General features: G+C 69.1%; 15 protein-coding genes. 6 read left to right on the top strand and 9 right to left on the bottom strand.

Annotated features, from left to right (window positions below):
• Positions 1 to 4 precede the first annotated feature (4 nt).
• Together AC3A6G_RS05740 and AC3A6G_RS05735 are read right to left on the bottom strand one after the other, a co-directional pair.
• Positions 5 to 1,090: an ABC transporter ATP-binding protein gene (locus tag AC3A6G_RS05740; protein ID WP_487873598.1), complete on the bottom strand. Its 1,086-nt coding sequence runs from the start codon at positions 1,088 to 1,090 to the stop codon at positions 5 to 7.
• Positions 1,091 to 1,104: 14 nt separating this feature from the next.
• Positions 1,105 to 2,139 carry a putative 2-aminoethylphosphonate ABC transporter substrate-binding protein gene (locus AC3A6G_RS05735; protein ID WP_487873297.1) on the bottom strand — a complete coding sequence of 345 codons (1,035 nt, stop codon included), beginning with the start codon at positions 2,137 to 2,139 and terminating at the stop codon, positions 1,105 to 1,107.
• Positions 2,140 to 2,396: 257 nt separating this feature from the next.
• On the opposite strand from AC3A6G_RS05735, the gene AC3A6G_RS05730 reads away from it, so the two are divergent.
• Positions 2,397 to 4,193 (top strand): ABC transporter ATP-binding protein/permease, encoded by a 1,797-nt coding sequence (locus tag AC3A6G_RS05730; protein ID WP_487873296.1) that lies wholly within the window; start codon positions 2,397 to 2,399, stop codon positions 4,191 to 4,193.
• Here the strand turns inward: AC3A6G_RS05730 and queC are convergent.
• Genes queC through AC3A6G_RS05715 form a run of 3 tightly spaced genes read right to left on the bottom strand, consistent with a single transcriptional unit; the run spans position 4,142 to position 7,669 of the window.
• Positions 4,142 to 4,879, bottom strand: a complete 738-nt coding sequence (gene queC, locus AC3A6G_RS05725) for a 7-cyano-7-deazaguanine synthase QueC (RefSeq protein ID WP_487864329.1) — start codon at positions 4,877 to 4,879, stop codon at positions 4,142 to 4,144. The genes AC3A6G_RS05730 and queC overlap by 52 nt on opposite strands.
• Positions 4,880 to 4,895: 16 nt before the next feature.
• Entirely contained in the window at positions 4,896 to 5,387 is a 492-nt protein-coding gene (locus AC3A6G_RS05720; RefSeq protein WP_487862259.1) for a cyanophycin metabolism-associated DUF1854 family protein, read from the bottom strand.
• Positions 5,384 to 7,669: a cyanophycin metabolism-associated ABC transporter gene (locus tag AC3A6G_RS05715; RefSeq protein ID WP_487873295.1), complete on the bottom strand. Its 2,286-nt coding sequence runs from the start codon at positions 7,667 to 7,669 to the stop codon at positions 5,384 to 5,386. The genes AC3A6G_RS05720 and AC3A6G_RS05715 overlap by 4 nt, the downstream gene beginning before the upstream one ends.
• Before the next feature lie 139 nt (positions 7,670 to 7,808).
• Here AC3A6G_RS05715 and AC3A6G_RS05710 point away from each other — a divergent pair, with 139 nt between their 5' ends.
• From AC3A6G_RS05710 to AC3A6G_RS05690, 5 genes are all read left to right on the top strand, one after another.
• Positions 7,809 to 10,052 carry a cyanophycin synthetase gene (locus AC3A6G_RS05710; protein WP_487864332.1) on the top strand — a complete coding sequence of 748 codons (2,244 nt, stop codon included), beginning with the start codon at positions 7,809 to 7,811 and terminating at the stop codon, positions 10,050 to 10,052.
• Positions 10,053 to 10,072: 20 nt separating this feature from the next.
• Positions 10,073 to 12,640: a cyanophycin synthetase gene (cphA, locus tag AC3A6G_RS05705; RefSeq protein ID WP_487862262.1), complete on the top strand. Its 2,568-nt coding sequence runs from the start codon at positions 10,073 to 10,075 to the stop codon at positions 12,638 to 12,640.
• 169 nt (positions 12,641 to 12,809) lie between these two features.
• Positions 12,810 to 13,244 carry a hypothetical protein gene (locus tag AC3A6G_RS05700; RefSeq protein WP_487864333.1) on the top strand — a complete coding sequence of 145 codons (435 nt, stop codon included), beginning with the start codon at positions 12,810 to 12,812 and terminating at the stop codon, positions 13,242 to 13,244.
• Positions 13,245 to 13,285: 41 nt separating this feature from the next.
• Positions 13,286 to 13,807, top strand: coding sequence for a hypothetical protein (locus tag AC3A6G_RS05695; protein WP_487873294.1), 522 nt, complete (start codon positions 13,286 to 13,288; stop codon positions 13,805 to 13,807).
• 126 nt (positions 13,808 to 13,933) lie between these two features.
• Positions 13,934 to 14,188 carry a hypothetical protein gene (locus tag AC3A6G_RS05690; protein WP_487862265.1) on the top strand — a complete coding sequence of 85 codons (255 nt, stop codon included), beginning with the start codon at positions 13,934 to 13,936 and terminating at the stop codon, positions 14,186 to 14,188.
• A 35-nt stretch (positions 14,189 to 14,223) separates the two neighbouring features.
• Here the strand turns inward: AC3A6G_RS05690 and AC3A6G_RS05685 are convergent, their stop codons facing one another.
• From AC3A6G_RS05685 to AC3A6G_RS05670, 4 genes are read right to left on the bottom strand one after another with little or no spacing between them, the layout of a single operon-like run.
• Entirely contained in the window at positions 14,224 to 15,144 is a 921-nt protein-coding gene (locus AC3A6G_RS05685) for a dihydrodipicolinate synthase family protein (protein ID WP_487873293.1), read from the bottom strand.
• A 6-nt stretch (positions 15,145 to 15,150) separates the two neighbouring features.
• Positions 15,151 to 16,890 (bottom strand): IlvD/Edd family dehydratase, encoded by a 1,740-nt coding sequence (locus AC3A6G_RS05680; RefSeq protein WP_487873292.1) that lies wholly within the window; start codon positions 16,888 to 16,890, stop codon positions 15,151 to 15,153.
• 7 nt (positions 16,891 to 16,897) lie between these two features.
• Positions 16,898 to 17,932, bottom strand: coding sequence for a galactofuranose ABC transporter, permease protein YjfF (gene yjfF, locus AC3A6G_RS05675; protein ID WP_487862268.1), 1,035 nt, complete (start codon positions 17,930 to 17,932; stop codon positions 16,898 to 16,900).
• Positions 17,929 to 18,963 carry an ABC transporter permease gene (locus AC3A6G_RS05670; RefSeq protein ID WP_487873291.1) on the bottom strand — a complete coding sequence of 345 codons (1,035 nt, stop codon included), beginning with the start codon at positions 18,961 to 18,963 and terminating at the stop codon, positions 17,929 to 17,931. The genes yjfF and AC3A6G_RS05670 overlap by 4 nt, the downstream gene beginning before the upstream one ends.
• Positions 18,964 to 19,012: the final 49 nt, after the last annotated feature.

Genomic DNA, 19,012 nt, shown 5'->3' with positions numbered 1-19,012 from the left:
TTTTTCAGTGCGCGAGGACCGACAGCGCATTCAAGGGCAGCTGGATGTGCACCATGCTGCTGGGCGCCAGGGGCTCCTCGCCGCCGTAGCGCGCATCGGCCGGCAACTCGGCCTCGATCTCGATGCCGAGCGGCTCGCAGGCCAGCCGCGCGGAGGTGCGGTTGCCGAAGAATTCCGTGTCGAGCAGGCGCGCTGCGAAGCTGTTGGCACCCAGCTCGGTGCCGAAGCGCTTCACCACCACGTGTTCGGGGCGGATGCCCACGGTGGCCTGCGAACCGATGCCCAGGGCACCGAGGTGGCCCGGCGTGCAGAACAGCTCGCTGTCGCGCACGCGCACCTTGCCGTCGGCCACGATGGTCGCGGGCAGCATGTTCATGCGGCCGACGAAGCCCGCGACGAAGCGGGTGCGCGGCTGGCGGTAGAGCTCGTCGGGCGTGCCGGCCTGCTCGATGCACCCGTCGTGCATCAGCACCACGCGGTCGGCCATCGAGAGCGCCTCTTCCTGGTCGTGCGTGACCATGATCGTCACGATGCCCAGGCGCTTCTGCAGCGCGCGGATCTCGCTGCGCAGGCTGGCGCGCACCTGCGCGTCGAGCGCCGAGAGCGGCTCGTCGAGCAGCAGCAGCCGCGGATTGGGCGCGAGCGCACGCGCCAGTGCCACGCGCTGCTGCTGGCCGCCCGAGAGTTGCACCGGGTATTTGTCGGCATGCGCCGTGAGTCCAACGAGGTCGAGCATCTCGCGCGAACGCTTGGCCATCTCGCGCGCGAGCGCGCCCGTGGGATGCAGGCCATACGCGATGTTCTGCGCCGCCGTGAGGTTCGGAAAGAGCGCATACGACTGGAACACCACGCCGAAGCCGCGCGCCGCAGGCGGCAGGCCCGCGATGTCCTGGCCGCCGAGCAGGATCTGCCCGCGGTCCGCGCGCTCAATGCCGCAGACGATGCGCAGCAGCGTGGTCTTGCCGCAGCCCGAAGGCCCGAGCAGGCAGACGAACTCGCCCGGCTCGATGTCGAGGTCGATGCCGTCGAGCACGCGGCTGGCACCGAAGGATTTTTCGATGCCGCGCAGGGACAGGAAGCTGGTGGTCATCTCGGTCCGCTGGCTCACATCGGCTTCTTTTCCGACTTCGATTCGTAGCGCTTCGACCACTCGGTGAGGATGCGCTCGCGGTTGGCTGCGGCCCAGGTGAAGTCGTTCTTGGCGAGCAGCTTCTCGACGTCGCCCGGCACGAACTCGAGCTTCTCCTGGATGCCCGGCAGCGCGAGCACCGCGAAGTTCTTGGCGTAGAGCGCGTTGGCCTGCTTCGTCACGGCCCAGTCGGCGAGCGCGCGGACGGCGTCCTGCTTCTTGCTGGTTTTGAGGATGCCGGTGGCCTCCATGTCCCAGCCCAGGCCTTCCTTGGGCAGCACGATGTCGATCGGCGCGCCGTCGCGCTTGGTCTTGTCGGCGCGGTATTCGAACGACATGCCGAGCGCGAACTCACCGGCGCCGGCCTGGCGGCAGGGCTTGCTGCCCGACTGGCTGTAGATGCCGATGTTCTGGTGCAGCGCGTCCATGTACTTCCACGCGTTCTCCTCGCCCATCATCTGGATCCAGCCCGAGACCATCAGGTAGCCGGTGCCCGACGCAGCCGGGTTGGGCATGGTGATCTGGCCCTTGTAGACCGGGTTCACGAGCTCGGCCCAGCTGGTGGGCTTGGGCAGGTTCTTCTTCTGCGCCTCGACGGTGTTGAAGCAGATGGCCGACGACCACACGTTCATGCCGACCCACTTGGGCGGGTTCGCGGGGTCGCGCATCGTGGGCTTGACGGCCTCGAGGCCCTTGGGGGCGTAAGGTTGCAGCATGCCTTCCTTGTCCAGCAGCATCAGCGAGGTGGCGGCCAGGCCCCACACCACGTCGGCCTGCGGGTTGGCCTTCTCGGCCAGCAGCTTGGCGGTGACGATGCCCGTCGAGTCGCGCACGAACTTCAGCGCGATGGACGGATTCTCCTTTTCGAAGGCGGCCTTGTAGGCCTGCATCTGGTCGGCTTCGAGCGCGGTGTAGACCAGCAGTTCGGTGCGGCCCTGGGCCGAGGCGGCAAAGGCCAGCGAGAGCAAGGCAGCGGGCACGGAGGCGCGGCGGATGAAACGAAGCAGCATGGTGGGGGAGTCCCTCGAAGGAGTGGGCAGAAAGACGGGAAGAAGACGGGGAAGAAAGACGCGGAAGAAAGTACGCAGCGCAAGGCCTGGAACGCGCGATGCTCGCAGCGCCATGTGACAGGGATTTGTCATCCGCGTCACGCCGCTGTCACAACCGCGCCGCTGCGGCTGGCGCATTTCAGGGCGGCTTAAGAAATCTGTCTACGATCGCTCCCTCACGGTCCCCGCGCGCGAGCGCCTGTCGAGGAAACCCCTGCATGTCATCTTCCGCCAATGAACGCGCCCGAGGCTTCGTCCAGGTGCTGCGCCGCATCTTCGCGCTCGCGGTGCCCTATTTCCGCTCCGAGGAGAAATGGCGCGCCCGGACCATGTTCGCAGCCATCGTCGCGCTGAACCTGGCCTACGTGTACGCGCTGGTGCTATTCAACCAGTGGTACGGGCGCTTCTACGATGCGCTGCAGAACAAGGACGCCACGGTGTTCTGGCGCGAGATCCAGGTGTTCGGCATCCTCGCGTTCTTCAACATCGCGCTGCAGGTGCTCAAGTTCTACGTGACGCAGCTGCTGCAATTGCGCTGGCGCGCCTGGATGACGCGCAGCTACCTGGGCCGCTGGATGGCCAACCGCACCTTCTACGAGCTCGAGCTCGCGCGCTACGCAAAGGGCGACGGCACCACGCCCGACAACCCCGACCAGCGGATCCAGGAAGACATGCACCTGTTCACCAGCGCGACCATGACGCTGTCGATGGGCCTGCTCAACGCGGTGGTCACGCTGGTGAGCTTCGTCGGCATCCTGTGGGGGCTGTCGGGCACGGTGATGCTGCCATTCGGCGGCAGCAGCTACGAGATCGCGGGCTCGATGGTCTGGCTCGCGCTGGTCTACTGCGTGGTGGGCACGGTCATCACCCACTACATCGGCCGGCCGCTGATCGGGCTCAACTTCCGCCAGCAGCGCTTCGAGGCCGACTTCCGGCACCATCTGGTGCGCGTGCGCGAATACAGCGAGGCGATCGCGCTCGACCGCGGCGAGACCGTGGAGCGCGGCCAGCTCGACCTGCGCTTCGGAGCGGTGCTGCGCAACTACCTCGCGCTCATCAAGCAGCAGAAGAACCTGGTCACCTTCACGGCCTTCTTCAGCCAGGCGGCGGTGATCTTCCCGTTCATCGTGGCGGCGCCGCGCTTCTTCAGCGGCGCGATCCAGCTCGGCCAGCTGATGCAGATCTCCACCGCCTTCGGCCGCGTGCAGGATTCGCTGAGCTGGTTCGTCGACAACTACGACAATGTGGCCGCCTGGCGCGCCACGGCCGACCGCCTGACGAGCTTCGACGACGCGATCCGTGCGCGCACCGAGCAGGCACGCGCGCTGGAGCGCAGCGACGCCGAGGTGCTGCACACCGATGGCCTCTCGCTCAGCCTGCCGACCGGCCGGCCGCTGCTCGCGGACGCCGCGCTCTCGGCGGCCGCGGGCGAGAGCGTGCTGGTGCAGGGCCCCTCGGGCAGCGGCAAGTCGACGCTGTTCCGCGCCTTCGCGGGAATCTGGCCCTTTGCGCGCGGCCGCGTGCAGGTGCCGGCCGACGCGATGTTCATGCCGCAGCGCCCCTACGTGCCCGACGGTCCGCTGCGCCAGGCGCTGGCCTATCCCGAGGACGCCGCGAAATACAGCGAGGCCGAACTGCGCCAGGCGCTCGACGACGCGCTGCTGCCCGACCTGGCGGTGCGGCTGGACGACAGCGACGCCTGGAGCCAGAAGCTCTCGGGCGGCGAGCAGCAGCGGCTGGCGATCGCGCGCGTGCTCCTCAAGAAGCCGCGCTGGATCTTCGCCGACGAGATCACGAGCGCGCTCGACGCGGCGGCCGAGCGCACCGTGTACCAGCGGCTTGCGCAGATGGTGAAGGCCCGCGGCGGTGCGATGGTGTCGATCGCGCACCGCGCGGCGGTGGGCGAGTTCCACACCCAGCGCTGGACGCTGGTGCCCGACACCGCCGAAGGCGCCGCGGCGCGCTACACCGTCGAGGTCACGCCCTCGGCCGCACCGGCCGGCGCCGCGACGTAGCGCTCCCAGCCCTTCTTGCGCAGGTCGCAGGCAGGGCATTCGCCGCAGCCGTAGCCCCAGGCCTGGCGGTGCGCGCGGTCGCCGAGGTAGCAGGTGTGGGTTTCTTCGACGATCAGGTCGACCAGCGGCGCGCCGCCCAGCCGGTGCGCGAGCTGCCAGGTCTCGGCCTTGTCGATCCACATCAGCGGCGTCTCGATGACCAGGCGCCGCTCCAGGCCGAGCGACAGCGCGAGCTGCATCGCCTTCATGGTGTCGTCGCGGCAGTCGGGGTAGCCTGAAAAGTCGGTCTCGCAGACGCCGGTGACGATCACCTGCAGCCCGCGCCGGTACGCAAGCGCGCCGGCGAGCGTGAGGAACAGCAGGTTGCGCCCGGGCACGAAGGTGTTCGGCAGGCCGTCGGCCTGCATCTCGAACGCGACTTCTTCAGTCAGCGACGAGCCGCCGAGCTGCGCCAGCGCGGCGAGCGTGAGCACGTGGTCCTGCCCGAGGCGCGGCGCCCAGTCGGGAAAGCGCTCGCGCAGCTTGGCGAGCACGGTGCCGCGCACGTCGAGCTCCACGCGGTGGCGCTGGCCGTAGTCGAAGCCCAGCGTTTCGACGCGCTGGTACTTCGACAGCGCATCGGCCAGGCAGGTGGTCGAATCCTGGCCGCCCGAGAACAGGACCAGCGCGGTGGTGTGAAGAGGCATGTGCGTTTCGTTTTCTTCAGAGAAAGCGCTCGAGGAGCTTGCGCGAGGCGCGGTCCAGCGCCTTGGGATCGGGAATGCGGAACTGCACGCCATGCGCGCTCGCGATCAGCAGCGCGCCGCCGTCGATCCGGCGAATATCTTCCTCGGCCTTGAGCACGAAGCGGGTCTCGCCGCGGTCGGTGCTCACGGTCCAGGTGCTCGGCACGCCGAAGCTCGAGACGCTGTGCAGCCGCAGCAGCGTGGGTGCGAAGTCGCGCACCGCGAGCTCGGCTTCGAGCAGCGTGCGCACCGGTGCCGGCAGCTGCTCGAGGCGATCGATCCAGACCAGCTCGCGGCCGTCGCTGCCGACCAGCGACACGCCCTCGCCCGGCGCGCTGAGCGGAAAGGCACGCACCGGCGTCACGCCCGCATGGCGCTCGCCGCGTGCATCGGTCAGCACCAGCCGGCCGAAGCCGTCGCGCTCCAGCGTGAAGCCCTGTTCGATGGAGGGGTGGGTGTGGGCGTTCATGCGTCTCCTGCCGGATGGGCCGCGTGGCTGACCAGCGGCACCAGGATGCCCGCGCGTTCCTCGACCGCGCCTTCGCTCGCGTCCTCGTCGGCCTGGCGCAGCTGCGCCTGGTAGAGCCGCCAGTAGGCGCCCTGCTTCTCCATCAGCGCATCGTGCGGCCCGACCTCGACCACCTCGCCGCGGTCCATCACCACCAGCCGGTCGGCCTTGCGCAAGGTCGAGAGGCGGTGCGCGATCGCGATGGTGGTGCGGCCCTGCACGAGGTTATCGAGCGCCTTCTGGATCTCTTTCTCTGTCTCGGTGTCGACGGCCGAGGTCGCCTCGTCGAGGATCAGGATGCGCGGGTCGATCAAGAGCGCGCGCGCGATGCTGATGCGCTGGCGCTCGCCGCCCGAGAGCCCCTGGCCGCGCTCGCCCACGAGCGAGTCGTAGCCATGCGCAAGGCGCAGGATGAAGTCGTGCGCATGCGCGGCGCGCGCGGCGGCCACGATCTCCTCGCGCGTGGCATCGGGCTTGCCGTAGGCGATGTTCTGCGCGATCGTGCCGAAGAACAGGAAAGGCTCCTGCAGCACCAGGCCCACGTGGCGCCGGTAGTCGGCCACCGCGAAGCGCCGGATGTCGGTGCCGTCGACCTTGATCGCGCCGTCGGTCACGTCGTAGAAGCGGCAGATCAGGTTGACCAGCGTGCTCTTGCCCGAACCGCTGTGGCCCACGAGGCCGATCATCTCGCCGGGCTCGATCGTGAGGTCGAGGTCGTGGATCACCGCGCGCGAGCCGTAGCGAAAGCCCAGCCCGCTCATCTCGATGCGGCCCTGCACGCGCTCGACCTTCACGGGGTTCGCGGGTTCGGGCACGTTGCTCACGTGGTCGAGGATGTCGAAGATGCGCTTGGCGCCGGCCGCCGCCTTCTGCGTGACCGAGACGATGCGGCTCATGGAGTCGAGCCGCGTGTAGAAGCGCCCGATGTACGCGATGAACGCGGTCAGCACGCCCACCGTGATGCTGCCGCGCGCCACCTGCCAGATGCCGAAGCCCCAGACCACGAGCAGCCCGATCTCGGTCAGCAGCGACACGGTCGGTGTGAACAGCGACCAGGTGCGGTTGAGCTTGTCGTTGACCTGCAGGTTGTAGGCATTGGCAACGCGGAAGCGCTCGGCCTCGCGGCGCTCCTGCGCAAAGGCCTTGACCACGCGGATGCCGGGAATGGTGTCGGCCAGCACGTTGGTCACCTCGGACCAGACGCGGTCGATCTTCTCGAAGCCGGTGCGCAGCCGGTCGCGCACCACGTGGATCATCCAGGCGATGAAGGGCAGCGGCACCAGCGTGACCACGGCGAGCAGCGGGTTGATCGAGAACAGGATGGTCGCGGTCATCACGATCATCAGCACGTCGTTGGCGAAGTCGAGCGCGTGCAGCGACAGGAACACGTTGATGCGGTCTGTCTCCGAACCGATGCGCGCCATCAGGTCGCCGGTGCGCTTGCCGCCGAAATAGTCGAGCGGCAGCGTCAGCAGGTGCTCGTAGGTGCTGGTGCGCAGGTCGGCGCCGATGCGCTCCGAAACCAGCGCGAGCAGGTAGGTGCGCGCCCAGCCCAGGCCCCAGCCGAGCAGCGCCGCGCCGAGCAAGCCGCCGAGGTACAGCGCCACGCGCGACGGGTCGATCGTCTGTCCGTTCTGGAACGGAATCAGGATGTCGTCCATCAGCGGGATGGTCAGGTACGGCGGCACCAGGCTCGCGGCCGTGGAGATCAGGGTCAGCACGAAGCCCGCGATCAGCTGTTTGCGGTAAGGTCGCGCGAAGCGGCCCAGGCGCAGCAGCACCCAGGTCGATGGCGGCGTCTGCAGCTCGGTGTCGACCGCGGCCTCGTCCCCGTCGGCTTCGGCTGTCGCCTCAGCGACAGCGGCGCCATTCGCGCGCTGCCCGAAGATTTTCAGCAGTTTCAGCGCGGCCGGCTGGTGCACCAGGGTGTAGCGCCAGCGCGCCAGCAGCCCGGCGGCGCCGGCGAGGTCGAGCGTGCCGACGCCGGCATGGTCGTTCAGACGCAACGTCAGTCCCAAATCGGACAGTGGCCACTCACACCATTGGCCGGCCGGGCCGAGCGCCACCAGGCGCCGGTCGGTCAGGGCCAGCAGGCCGGAGGTAAACCTAAGTTCTTCGTCGAGGTCAACCGCCAGTGTGACCAGAACGTTTTCGGCGGCTGCGAGGCGGCTTTTCAGCGCGGCTGAAGCCGCCGTCTCTGTATCTTCGCCCTCCCGGGTGCCGACTGGATCGTGATGTTGCATCGTGTTGATTTGACTCTTGCCCGTCGCGGTTCACTACAACCGCGCCATGACGCCCTTTGCGGGGCGCCGATTCTGACCGATCGCCATGGGCGCGCTTGAAGGCGCCGCGGTGCTCGGCCAAAGCACATCGAACGTTTGCATGACCCGTTTCGACGACATCCGCCTGCTGCGCATCAACTATTTGCGCGGACCGAACCTCTGGACCTACCGGCCCGTGCTCGAGGTCTGGCTCGACCTGGGGGCGCTGGAAGACTTTCCCTCCAACAAGATCGACGGCTTCACCGCCCGCCTCACGGGCCTGCTGCCGGCGCTGATCGAACACCACTGCGGTGTCGGCGAGCGCGGCGGCTTCATCCAGCGCCTGACCGAAGGCACCTGGGCCGGCCACGTGCTCGAGCACGTGGTGATCGAACTGCTCAACCTGGCGGGCATGCCCACGGGCTTCGGGCAAACCCGCAGCACCTCGGCGCACGGCGTCTACCGCATGGTGTTCCGCGCGCGCGACGAACAGGTGGCCCGCGTGGCGCTGGCCGAGGGCCATCGCCTGCTGATGGCCGCCATCAACGCCGATCCGTTCGCCGCCGCCGACGTGCAGAAGGCCGTCGATGCGGTCAAGGCCAAGGTCGAGGACTGCTACCTCGGGCCGAGCACCGCGGCCATCGTGGCCGCCGCCACCGACCGCGGCATCCCGCACATGCGGCTCAACAGCGGCAACCTCGTGCAGCTGGGCTATGGCGCGAGCCAGCAGCGCATCTGGACCGCCGAGACCGACTACACCAGCGCCATCGGCGAATCGATCGCGAGCGACAAGGAGCTCACCAAGTCGCTGCTCGCGAGCTGCGGCGTGCCTGTGCCCGAAGGCCGGGTCGTGGCCAGCGCCGAGGAAGCCTGGGAAGCGGCCGAGGACATCGGCGTGCCGGTGGCGGTCAAGCCCTCGGACGCCAACCACGGCCGCGGCGTGTCGCTCGAACTGACCACGCGCGAAGAAGTCATGGCCGCCTTCGCCGTGGCCGAGCCCGAGGGCAGCGACGTGATGGTCGAGCGCTTCATCCGTGGCCATGAGCACCGCCTGCTGGTGGTGGGCGGCGAAGTGGTGGCCGCAGCGCGCGGCGAGATCATCACCGTGACCGGCGATGGCCGCAGCACCGTGGCCGAGCTGATCGACAAGCAGCTCAACAGCGACCCGCGCCGCGGCGCCGAAGAAGAATTTCCGCTCGACCTGATCGTGCTGACGACCGACGCCAAACTGCAGCTCGAACTCAAGCGCCAGGAACTCGACGGCGATGCGGTGCCCGCCGCCGGCCGCGTTGTCACGATCCAGCGCAACGGCAACATGGCCAACGACTGCACCGACCAGGTCCACCCCGAAGTGGCGCACGCCGCCGTGCTGGCCGCCCGCGTGGTCGGCCTGGACATCGCAGGCATCGACCTCGTGGCCGAGGACATCGGCAAGCCGCTCGGCCCGCAGCGCGGCGCCATCGTCGAAGTGAATGCCGGCCCCGGCCTGCTGATGCACCTGAAGCCGGCTGTCGGCTCGCCGCGTCCGGTGGGCCGCGCGATCTGCGACCACCTGTTTCCGAACGACGCGCCGGGCCGCATCCCGGTGGTGGGCGTCGCGGGCTCGCGCGACACCGCCGTGCTCGCGCGGCTGGTGGCATGGCTCATCGACCTTGGCGGCCGCCACACCGGCCTGGCCTGCCGCGACGGCCTGTTCCTCGAGCGCCGCCGCGTCGATGCGCGCGACAGCGCCAACTGGGACGCCGGGCGCCGCCTGCTCATGAACCGCGCCGTGCAGGCGGTGGTAATCGAGAACGGCGCCGAGACCATCTTGCGCCACGGCCTCGCGTACGACCGCTGCGAGGTCGGCATCGTGACCGACCTGGACGGCGCCGAGGCGCTCGGCGATTTCGACATCACCGAGAGCGAGCAGATGGTCAAGGTGCTGCGCACGCAGGTCGACGTGGTGCTCGCCGAAGGCACCGCCGTGCTCAATGCCGGCGATGCGCGCGTCGCCGGCCTCGCGCCGCTGTGCGACGGCGCCGTCATCCTGTATGCGGCCGACGCGCAGGCGCCGGCGCTGGCCGCGCACCAGGGCGCGGGCGGCAAGGCCGTGCTGGTGCGCCAGGACCGCGTGGTGCTGGCCAACGGCAGCAGCGAATCGTTCCTGCCGGGGCTCGGCCGCCTGACCGTCTGGCGCGCCACGCACGTGGGCGTCGGCCTCGAGAGCCTGCTCGCCGCCGTGGCGGCGGCCTGGGCGCTGGGCATTCCGCTCAACCTCATCGGCGCCGGCGTCGAAGCCTTCGAAGCCGACCTGCAGGCGGCGCTCGCGTCGCTGCAGCTGTCGCAGAGCCCGCCGCTCCCCGTCCAACCGCAGCTCGCCTGAACCCAACCGCGTCGCCGTCCATGAAAGTCACCCGTCTCCGCGCCCTGCGCGGGCCCAATCTCTGGAGCCGCCACACCGCGATCGAAGCGGTGGTCGCCTGCGAAGGCGACGAGAACGCCATCAGCCGCCTGGCCGGTTTCGAGGCCCGCCTGCGCGCGCGCTTTCCGACCATCGGCGAGCTGCATCCGATGGTGCTGGGCCAGCCGCTGGCGCTGGCCCACGTGCTCGAGAACGCGGCCGTGGCGTTGCAGGCGCAGGCCGGCTGCGCCGTCAACTTCGGCCACACCTCGCCCACGCTCGAAGACGGCGTCTACCAGGTCGTGGTCCAGTACACCGAGGAAGAGGTCGGCCGCCGCGCGCTCGCGCTCGCCGAGGCGCTGCTCACCGCCGCCCTCTACGACACGCCTTTCGACGCGACCGCCGCCCTCACCGAGCTGCGCGACCTCGACGAATCGGAGCGCCTGGGCCCGAGCACCGGCGCCATCGTCGACGCCGCCGTGGCGCGCGGCATTCCCTACCGCCGGCTCACGAGCGGCAGCCTGGTGCAGTTCGGCTGGGGCTCGCGCCAGCGCCGCATCCAGGCCGCCGAGATCGACAGCACCAGCGGCGTGGCCGAATCGATCGCGCAGGACAAGGAGCTCACCAAGCAGTTGCTCAATGCCGCGGGCGTGCCGGTGCCGCTGGGCCGCCCCGTGGCCGATGCCGACGACGGCTGGGCCGCTGCCATGGAGATCGGACTGCCCGTGGTGGTGAAGCCGCAGGACGGCAACCAGGGCAAGGGTGTCACGGTCAACATCACCACGCGCGAACAGCTCACGGCCGCCTACGAATCGGCCGCCGCGTACGGCGAGGTGATGGTCGAGAAGTTCCTGCCGGGCTTCGACTTCCGCCTGCTCGTGGTGGGCGACCGCCTCGTGGCCGCGGCACGGCGCGACCCGCCGCACGTGATCGGCGACGGCAGCGCCACGGTGCGCCAGCTCGTCGATGCGGTGAACCTCGATCCGCGGCGCGGCGAAGGGCATGCCACCTCGCTCACCAAGATCCGCCTCGACGACATCGCCGTCGGCCGGCTCGAGGCGCAGGGCCTCACGCCCGACAGCGTGCCCGAGCGCGGCCAGCGCGTGGTGCTGCGCAACAACGCCAACCTCTCCACCGGCGGCACTGCCACCGACGTGACCGACACCGTGCACCCCGAAGTGGCCGCGCGCGCGGTCGATGCGGCGCAGATGGTCGGGCTGCACATCTGCGGCGTCGACATGGTGTGCGAGAACGTGCTGCGCCCGCTCGAGGAGCAACACGGCGGCGTGGTCGAAGTCAACGCCGCACCCGGCCTGCGCATGCACATCTCGCCCTCGTTCGGCCGCGGCCGCGCCGTTGGCGAGGCCGTCATGGACACCCTCTTCGCACCCGGCGACGACGGCCGCATCCCCGTGGTGGCCGTGACCGGCACCAACGGCAAGACCACCAGCGCGCGCCTCGTCAACCACCTGCTCGCATCGAGCGGCCTGCGCACCGGCATGACCAACACCGACGGCGTGTACGTCGACGGGCGCCAGACCGACAGCGGCGACTGCAGCGGCCCGAAGAGCGCGCGCAACGTGCTGCTGCACCCCGACGTCGATGCGGCGGTGTTCGAGGTGGCGCGCGGCGGCGTGCTGCGCGAGGGCCTCGGCTTCGACCGCTGCCAGGTGGCCGTGGTCACCAACATCGGCAGCGGCGACCACCTGGGCCTGAACTACATCACCACGGTCGAAGACCTTGCGGTGCTCAAGCGCGTGATCGTGCGCAACGTCGCGCCCGAAGGCTATGCGGTGCTCAATGCGGCCGACGCGAACGTGGCCGCGATGGCCGCGGGCTGCCCCGGCCATGTGATCTTCTTCGCGGCCGACCGGCAGCATCCGGTGATGGCCACGCATCGCGCACAGGGCAAGCGCACCGTCTACGTCGACAACGACGCGCTGATTGCGGCCGAGGGCTCGTGGCGCGAGCGCATCGCACTGCGCGACGTGCCGATCACGCGCAACGGCACCATCGGCTTCCAGGTCGACAACGTGATGGCCGCCGTGGCTGCGGCCTGGGCCGTGGGCCTCGACTGGGACACGATCCGCAGCGGCCTCGCCAGCTTCATGAACGACGCGGCCGGCGTGCCCGGGCGCTTCAACGTCATGGACTACCGCGGCGCCACGGTGATCGCCGACTACGGCCACAACACCGACGCAATGCGTGCGCTGGTGTCGGCGGTCGACACCATGCCCGCGAACAAGCGCTCGGTGGTGATCAGCGGCGCCGGCGACCGGCGCGACTGCGACATCCGCGACCAGACCGCGATCCTCGGGCAGGCCTTCGACGAGGTCATCCTCTACCAGGATGCCGCGCAGCGCGGCCGCGCCGACGGCGAGGTGATGGCGCTCCTGCGCCAGGGACTGCAGGGTGCGCAGCGCACGAGCTACATCGACGAGATCCGCGGCGAGTTCATCGCCATCGACACTGCGCTGGCGCGGCTGCAGCCGGGCGACCTGGCGCTGGTCCTGGTCGACCAGGTGGACGAAGCGCTCGCGCACCTGGCCAAGCGCATTTCGGAGGCTTGATCCCCGGAGCGCCTTCGGGGCGCGCATGCCGGACCAGTCCCACATGCAGCGGCGAGTCCGGCCGGGGCTGCTGTCTGTGCCGTCCCACAGGGGCCGCTGGGCCAGCGGCCCCAGACTGGCGCTCCGGTCGTGCCCTCTTCGGAGGGCGTGGCCCAACCAGGAGCACCCGATGAGAACAAGAGCCCGTTCCGTATCCCGCGTATCCCGCCTTTCCGCTGCCGCCTTCTTCGCGGCCAGTGTGGTCATTCTCGCGGCCGGCACCTCGCTGGCGCGGGCCCAGGCACCCGCCGGCAGCGCCGACACGATGCGCCAGGAGCGCGCCACCTGCGACGGCGTCCAGCAGGACCGCGCAGCCTGCCTGCGTGAAGCGGGTGCCGCCCGCCAGGAGGCGGCGCGCAGCGGCTTGACCAGCGCGAGCCCGGGCCGCTACGACGCCAATGCCCTGGCACGCTGCCGCGAGCAGCCCGCGGCTGACCGCGCCGACTGCGAAGCGCGCCTGCAAGGCGGCGCGCGCACCAGCACCGAGGGCAGCGTGATGGGCGGTGGCGTCATCCGCGAAACGGTGACACCGCTGCCGGCGCAACCGGCATCCCCCGCGCGCTGAATGCGCTTCCTTTCGTTTCAGGTCACGCCAAGGAGCACACCATGAACAACAGTCTTCACGCCCGTTCGATGATCGCCGCCCTGATCGCAGTCGGCGGTCTGTCAGCCGCCGTGGCGCCGGCCTCGGCCCAGTCGCGCCAAGGCGGTTCCACCTACCAGCAGGAACTCGCCGTTTGCGGCCACAACCAACAGGACCGTGCGGCCTGCATTCGCGAAGCCGGCGCCGCGCGCCAGGAAGCCGCGCGCGGCGGCCTGACCAGTGCACCCGACTTCCGCGCCAATGCGCTCGCGCGCTGCAACCTGCAGCCGCCCGCCGACCGCTCGGCCTGCGAGGCGCGCGTGCTCGGCGACAGCGGCAACACCGACGCCCGGGTCAGTGGCAGCGTGATGGGCGGCGGCGTGATCCGCGAATCGGTCACCACGGTCGTCATGCCCGCGCCCGCGGCGATGCCTGCGCCCTCGCGCGCGCCGGCGCCAGCGATCGTCGCACCGGTCGAGCGCATGCCGCCGCCCGCGGCGTACCCGGCGCCCGCACCCTATCCAGCGCCGTATCCCGCTCGCTGAGCGTTTCGCGCGATGGCCAAGGCCACTGCCGCAGGGCATGGCCTTGGACTGTCACAGGACTGTCATAAAGCCTGGCGCACTGATAGCTATAGTTCCCGGTCTCTGCCTACCGAGGAACACTTTCCAATGAATGCCATCAAGGTCGCCCGCCGATTCATCGAAACGGACCCGGCCAATGAATCGGCCAAGATCCTGGCCCAGCTCGTGCTGGCGCTCGAATCGGAGCGCAGCTTCGAACTGGTCACCCTCTACAACCTCGATTACAAGAGCTTCGAACTCGCGATCGACATCCTGAAGGAATGGCGGCTCGACCGCTACTACGCGAGCAAGTCGAAGCTGTTCGATCTGTCGCTGCAGGTCAGCGAACTCGAGAAGCCCTGAGGCGCTGTTGCGTCTCCTCTTCTTGTTCTCCTTCTTCAACGCCTCCAGCGCAGCACCAGAGGATCGAGCCGCTTCGCGGTGTCGATCAGGCCTGCGCGCGTGTCGGGGTGCAGCGCCGGCAGCGGATGGCGCGGTGCCTCGCAAGCGATCACGCCGCCCTCCTTCATGAGCGCCTTGCAAGCGAGCAGACCGGCCTGGCGGTTCTCGTAGTTGATCAGCGGCAGCCACTGCTGGTAGAGCGCGAAGGCACGGTCGCGATCGCCCGCGCGGTGCGCCTCGATGATCGGCCGGATGCCATCGGGATAGCCGCCGCCGGTCATCGACCCGGTGGCGCCCGCATCAAGGTCGGGCATCAGCGTGATGGCCTCCTCGCCGTCCCAGGGTCCCTCGACCGCATCGCCACCGAGGCGGATCAGTTCGCGCAGCTTCGATGCGGCACCGGGCGTCTCGATCTTGAAGTACGCCACCTGCTCGATCTCACGCGCCATGCGCGCGAGGAAGGCCGCCGACAGCACGGTGCCGCTCGCGGGCGCGTCCTGGACCATGATCGGGATGCCCACCGCGTCGGACAGCCCCGCGTAGAACTCGAAGATCTGCGGCTCGGGCACGCGGAAGGTCGCGCCATGGTAGGGCGGCATCACCATCAGCATCGCCGCACCCATGTCCTGCGCGCGGCGGCTGCGCTCGGCGCAGACCCGGGTGCTGTAGTGCGTGGTGGTCACGATCACCGGCACGCGGCCTTTCACGTGGTCGAGGATGGCGCGCGTGAGCACCTCGCGCTCCTCGTCCGACAGCACGAACTGCTCCGAGAAGTTCGCGAGGATGCACAACCCGTCGGAGCCCGCGTCGATCATGAAGTCGACGCAGCGCTTCTGGCTGTCGAGGTCGAGCGTGCCCTGGTCGGTGAAGGTGGTGGGCACCACCGGGAAGATGCCGCGATAACGGGGATTGTTCATGGTGAATCAGTGTGAATGGCGGGGAACGGCAGAGCCTCGGCAGCCGACCAGGAAGTCGAAATCGCAGCCCTCGTCGGCCTGCAGCACGTGGTGGACGTAGAGCTTCTGGTAGCCACCGCCGCGCGTGCTCATTGGCTGCACGTCGGCGGCCGAGAGCGCGGCAAGCCGCGCGGCGAGTTCCTCGTCGCTGATGTCCAGGTGCAGCCGGCCCGCATCGCAGTCGAGCTCGATCCAGTCGCCGTCGCGCACCGCCGCGAGCGGTCCGCCGTCGGCGGCCTCGGGTGCCACGTGCAGCACCACCGTGCCATAGGCCGTGCCGCTCATGCGCGCGTCGGAGATGCGCACCATGTCCTTGATGCCCTGGCGCAGCAGCTTGGGCGGCAGGCCCATGTTGCCGACCTCGGCCATGCCGGGGTAGCCTTTGGGGCCGCAGTTCTTCATCACGAGCACCGAGCTGGCGTCGACTTCGAGCGATTCGTCGACGATGCGCGCCTTGTAGTGCTCGAGGTTCTCGAACACCACGGCGCGGCCGCGATGCTTGAGCAGTTCGGGCGATGCGGCCGAAGGCTTGAGCACCGCGCCGCGCGGCGACAGGTTGCCGCGCAGGATGCGAATGCCGCCGTCGGCGATCAGCGGCCGGTCGAGCGGGCGGATCACCTCGTCGTCGAGGCTCGGCGCCTCGCGCACGTTGTCCCAGATCGAGTGGCCGTTGACGGTGAGCGCGCCCGGGTGCGGCAGCAGGCCGTTCTCGCCCAGGCGCCGCAGCACGGCCGGCAGGCCGCCCGCGTAGTAGAACTCTTCCATCAGGAAGCGGCCCGAAGGCATCAGGTCGACGATGGTCGGCGTGTGGCTGCCGATGCGCGTCCAGTCTTCGAGCTCGAGCGGCACGCCGATGCGCCCGGCGATGGCCTTCAGGTGGATCACCGCGTTGGTCGAGCCGCCGATCGCCGCATTCACGCGGATCGCGTTCTCGAACGCCTGGCGCGTGAGGATCTTCGACAGCGTGAGGCCCTCCTTCGCCATCTCGACCGCGCGCATGCCCGACATCTGCGCGAGCACGTAGCGCCGCGCGTCGACGGCCGGGATCGCCGCGTTGTGCGGCAGCGAGGTGCCCAGCGCCTCGGCCATGCAGGCCATGGTCGAGGCGGTGCCCATGGTGTTGCAGGTGCCGGCCGAACGCGACATGCCCGCCTCGGCCGACAGGAACTGGTGCAGGCCGATCTCGCCGGCCTTCAGCGATTCGTGCAGCTGCCACACGGCCGTGCCCGAGCCGATGTTCTTGCCGTCGAGCTTGCCGTTGAGCATCGGTCCGCCGGTGACCACGATGGCCGGGATGTCGCAGCTCGCCGCGCCCATCAGCAGCGCCGGCGTGGTCTTGTCGCAGCCCGTGAGCAGCACCACCGCATCGACCGGATTGCCGCGGATCGCTTCTTCCACGTCCATGCTCGCGAGGTTGCGCGTGAGCATCGCGGTCGGCCGCAGGTTCGATTCGCCGTTCGAGAACACCGGAAACTCCACCGGAAAGCCACCCGCCTCCGAGATGCCGCGCTTCACGTGCTCGGCAATCTTGCGGAAGTGGGCGTTGCACGGCGTGAGCTCCGACCAGGTGTTGCAGATGCCGACGATCGGGCGTCCGTCGAACTCATGGTCGGGGATGCCCTGGTTCTTCATCCAGCTGCGGTACATGAAACCGTTCTTGTCGGCGGAGCCGAACCATTCGGTCGAGCGCAATTTCTTTGTCGTCATGAAAGTCTCAGTGGCGCGGGGCGCGCGAGGTGAAGAAGCGCTGCAGCAGGCAGAACACGAACAGGAGTGCGCCCACGACGATGCGCGTCCACCACGAGCTCAGGGTGCCGTCGAAGGAGATCAGCGTCTGGATGATCCCGAGCATCAGCACGCCGAACAGCGTGCCCGCGACATAGCCCACGCCGCCGGTCAGCAGCGTGCCGCCGATCACCACGGCGGCGATGGCGTCGAGCTCGAGCCCCATCGCATGCAGGCCGTAGCCCGACTGCATGTAGAAAGTGAAGATCACGCCCGCGAGCGCCGAGCACAGGCCCGACAGCGTGTACACGCCCACCAGCGTTCGGCGCACCGGCAGGCCCATCAGCATGGCCGAATGCGCGCTGCCGCCGATGGCGTACACCGCGCGGCCGAAGGGCGTGCAGTGCGCGATGAACACGGCGGCCAGCAGCACTGCGATGGCGATCACCGCGCTGATCGACAGCGAGGCCTCGCCCCAGACCGGAATGCGGATCTGCGACACCTCCGAATAGAACGCGTGCGTGATGCTGATCGAGTCGATGCTGATCAGGTAACACAGTCCCCGCGCGAGGAACATGCCCGCCAGCGTGACGATGAAGGGCTGCAGCCGATAGCGCTCGATCAGCAGGCCCATGAACGCGCCGAAGGCCGTTCCCATCGCGAGCACCAGCGGAATGACGACCGCGGGGCTCCAGCCGTGCTTCTCGACCAGCGCGGCCGACACCATGGTCGTGAGCGCGATCACCGAACCGACCGACAGGTCGATGCCGCCGGAGAGGATCACGAAGGTCATGCCGACCGCCACCACGATCAGGAAGGCGTTGTCGATCAGCAGGTTCAGGAACACCTGCGCCGAGAAGAAGCCGTCGTAGAACACCGAGCCCAGCGTGGCCATCAGCATGAAGAGCGAGATGGTCGCCGTCAACGGCAGGTACTTCGGATTGAGCCCGCGCTTGCCCCCTCTCCCGCGCGCGGGAGAGGGTTGGGGTGAGGGTGCAGCGCTCGTCTCGATCACCGCGCTCATGCCCTGCTCCCGTCATGCGCCGGCCGCTGCACGAGCGTGCGGACCTCCGCCCTGAACTCCGGCGATTGCAGCAGCATCACCGCGAACACCACCGCCGCCTTGACCACAAGGTTGATCTCGGGCGGAACGCCCATCGAATAGATGGCATAGGTCAACGTCTGGATGATCAGCGCGCCGATCACGCTGCCCACGAGGCTGAAGCGCCCGCCCGTGAGCGCGGTGCCGCCGAGCGTCACTGCGAGGATCGCGTCGAGTTCGAGCAGCTGGCCGGCGTTGTTGCCGTCGGCGCTCTTCACGTTGGAGCTGATCAAGAGGCCCGCGATGCCCGCGCAGACGCCGCAGAACGCATAGGCGCCCACGACCAGGCGCTTCGCCTGCACCCCCGCCACGCGCGCGGCCGTGGGGTTGATGCCGACGGCCTGGATGAACAGGCCGAGCGCGGTGCGCGTGATCGCGAGGTAGAGCAGCGCGAACACCGCCGCGACGATGAACACCGCGAACGGCAGGCCCAGCAGGTGGCCGCTGCCGAGAAAGAAGAAGGGCTTGTAGTAGATCGTGATGATCTGGCCGTCGGTGATGAGCTGCGCGATGCCGCGCCCCGCCACCATGAGGATCAGCGTGGCGATGATCGGCTGCATGCCGACCTTCGCGACCAGCAGGCCGTTCCACAGGCCGCACAGCAGCGCCGCGCCGATCGCCGCCAGGATCGCGAGCCACATCGGGAACCGGCTCACGTCGCTCGCCACCGAGCCGCCGATCATCCAGGCGGCCACGGCCGCCGCGATCGCCACCGTCGCACCCACCGAGATGTCGATGCCGCGCGTGGCGATCACGAGCGTCATGCCGAGCGACACCAGCACCAGCGGCGCCGCGCGGTTCACGATGTCGATCAGGCTGCCGTAGAGATGGCCGTCGCGCCACTCGAGGTGCAGGAAGCTGGCGTTGAACGCGGTGTTGACGGCGAGCAGCAGCAACAGCGTGATGAGGGGCCAGGCGAGGCGGTGATGCATGAGGGCGGAGAGGCGGTTCATGGGGTTGGCTGCCTTGCTCCTTCCCCCTTTGGGGGAAGGTTGGGATGGG

Source organism: Variovorax sp. Soil_C_26, assembly GCF_057657075.1.
The sequence above is the reverse complement of the archived record's forward strand: the minus strand, read 5'-3'. Positions and strand labels throughout refer to the sequence as shown.

Coding starts and splice junctions, on each gene's coding strand:
- AC3A6G_RS05690 (WP_487862265.1), top strand. CDS start 13,934: ATGAATGCCATCAAGGTCGCCCGCCGATTCATCGAAACGGACCCGGCC.
- AC3A6G_RS05685 (WP_487873293.1), bottom strand. CDS start 15,144: ATGAACAATCCCCGTTATCGCGGCATCTTCCCGGTGGTGCCCACCACC.
- yjfF (WP_487862268.1), bottom strand. CDS start 17,932: ATGAGCGCGGTGATCGAGACGAGCGCTGCACCCTCACCCCAACCCTCT.
- AC3A6G_RS05735 (WP_487873297.1), bottom strand. CDS start 2,139: ATGCTGCTTCGTTTCATCCGCCGCGCCTCCGTGCCCGCTGCCTTGCTC.
- AC3A6G_RS05720 (WP_487862259.1), bottom strand. CDS start 5,387: ATGAACGCCCACACCCACCCCTCCATCGAACAGGGCTTCACGCTGGAG.
- AC3A6G_RS05740 (WP_487873598.1), bottom strand. CDS start 1,090: ATGACCACCAGCTTCCTGTCCCTGCGCGGCATCGAAAAATCCTTCGGT.
- AC3A6G_RS05670 (WP_487873291.1), bottom strand. CDS start 18,963: ATGAACCGCCTCTCCGCCCTCATGCATCACCGCCTCGCCTGGCCCCTC.
- AC3A6G_RS05715 (WP_487873295.1), bottom strand. CDS start 7,669: ATGCAACATCACGATCCAGTCGGCACCCGGGAGGGCGAAGATACAGAG.
- cphA (WP_487862262.1), top strand. CDS start 10,073: ATGAAAGTCACCCGTCTCCGCGCCCTGCGCGGGCCCAATCTCTGGAGC.
- AC3A6G_RS05710 (WP_487864332.1), top strand. CDS start 7,809: ATGACCCGTTTCGACGACATCCGCCTGCTGCGCATCAACTATTTGCGC.
- AC3A6G_RS05695 (WP_487873294.1), top strand. CDS start 13,286: ATGAACAACAGTCTTCACGCCCGTTCGATGATCGCCGCCCTGATCGCA.
- queC (WP_487864329.1), bottom strand. CDS start 4,879: ATGCCTCTTCACACCACCGCGCTGGTCCTGTTCTCGGGCGGCCAGGAT.
- AC3A6G_RS05680 (WP_487873292.1), bottom strand. CDS start 16,890: ATGACGACAAAGAAATTGCGCTCGACCGAATGGTTCGGCTCCGCCGAC.
- AC3A6G_RS05700 (WP_487864333.1), top strand. CDS start 12,810: ATGAGAACAAGAGCCCGTTCCGTATCCCGCGTATCCCGCCTTTCCGCT.
- AC3A6G_RS05730 (WP_487873296.1), top strand. CDS start 2,397: ATGTCATCTTCCGCCAATGAACGCGCCCGAGGCTTCGTCCAGGTGCTG.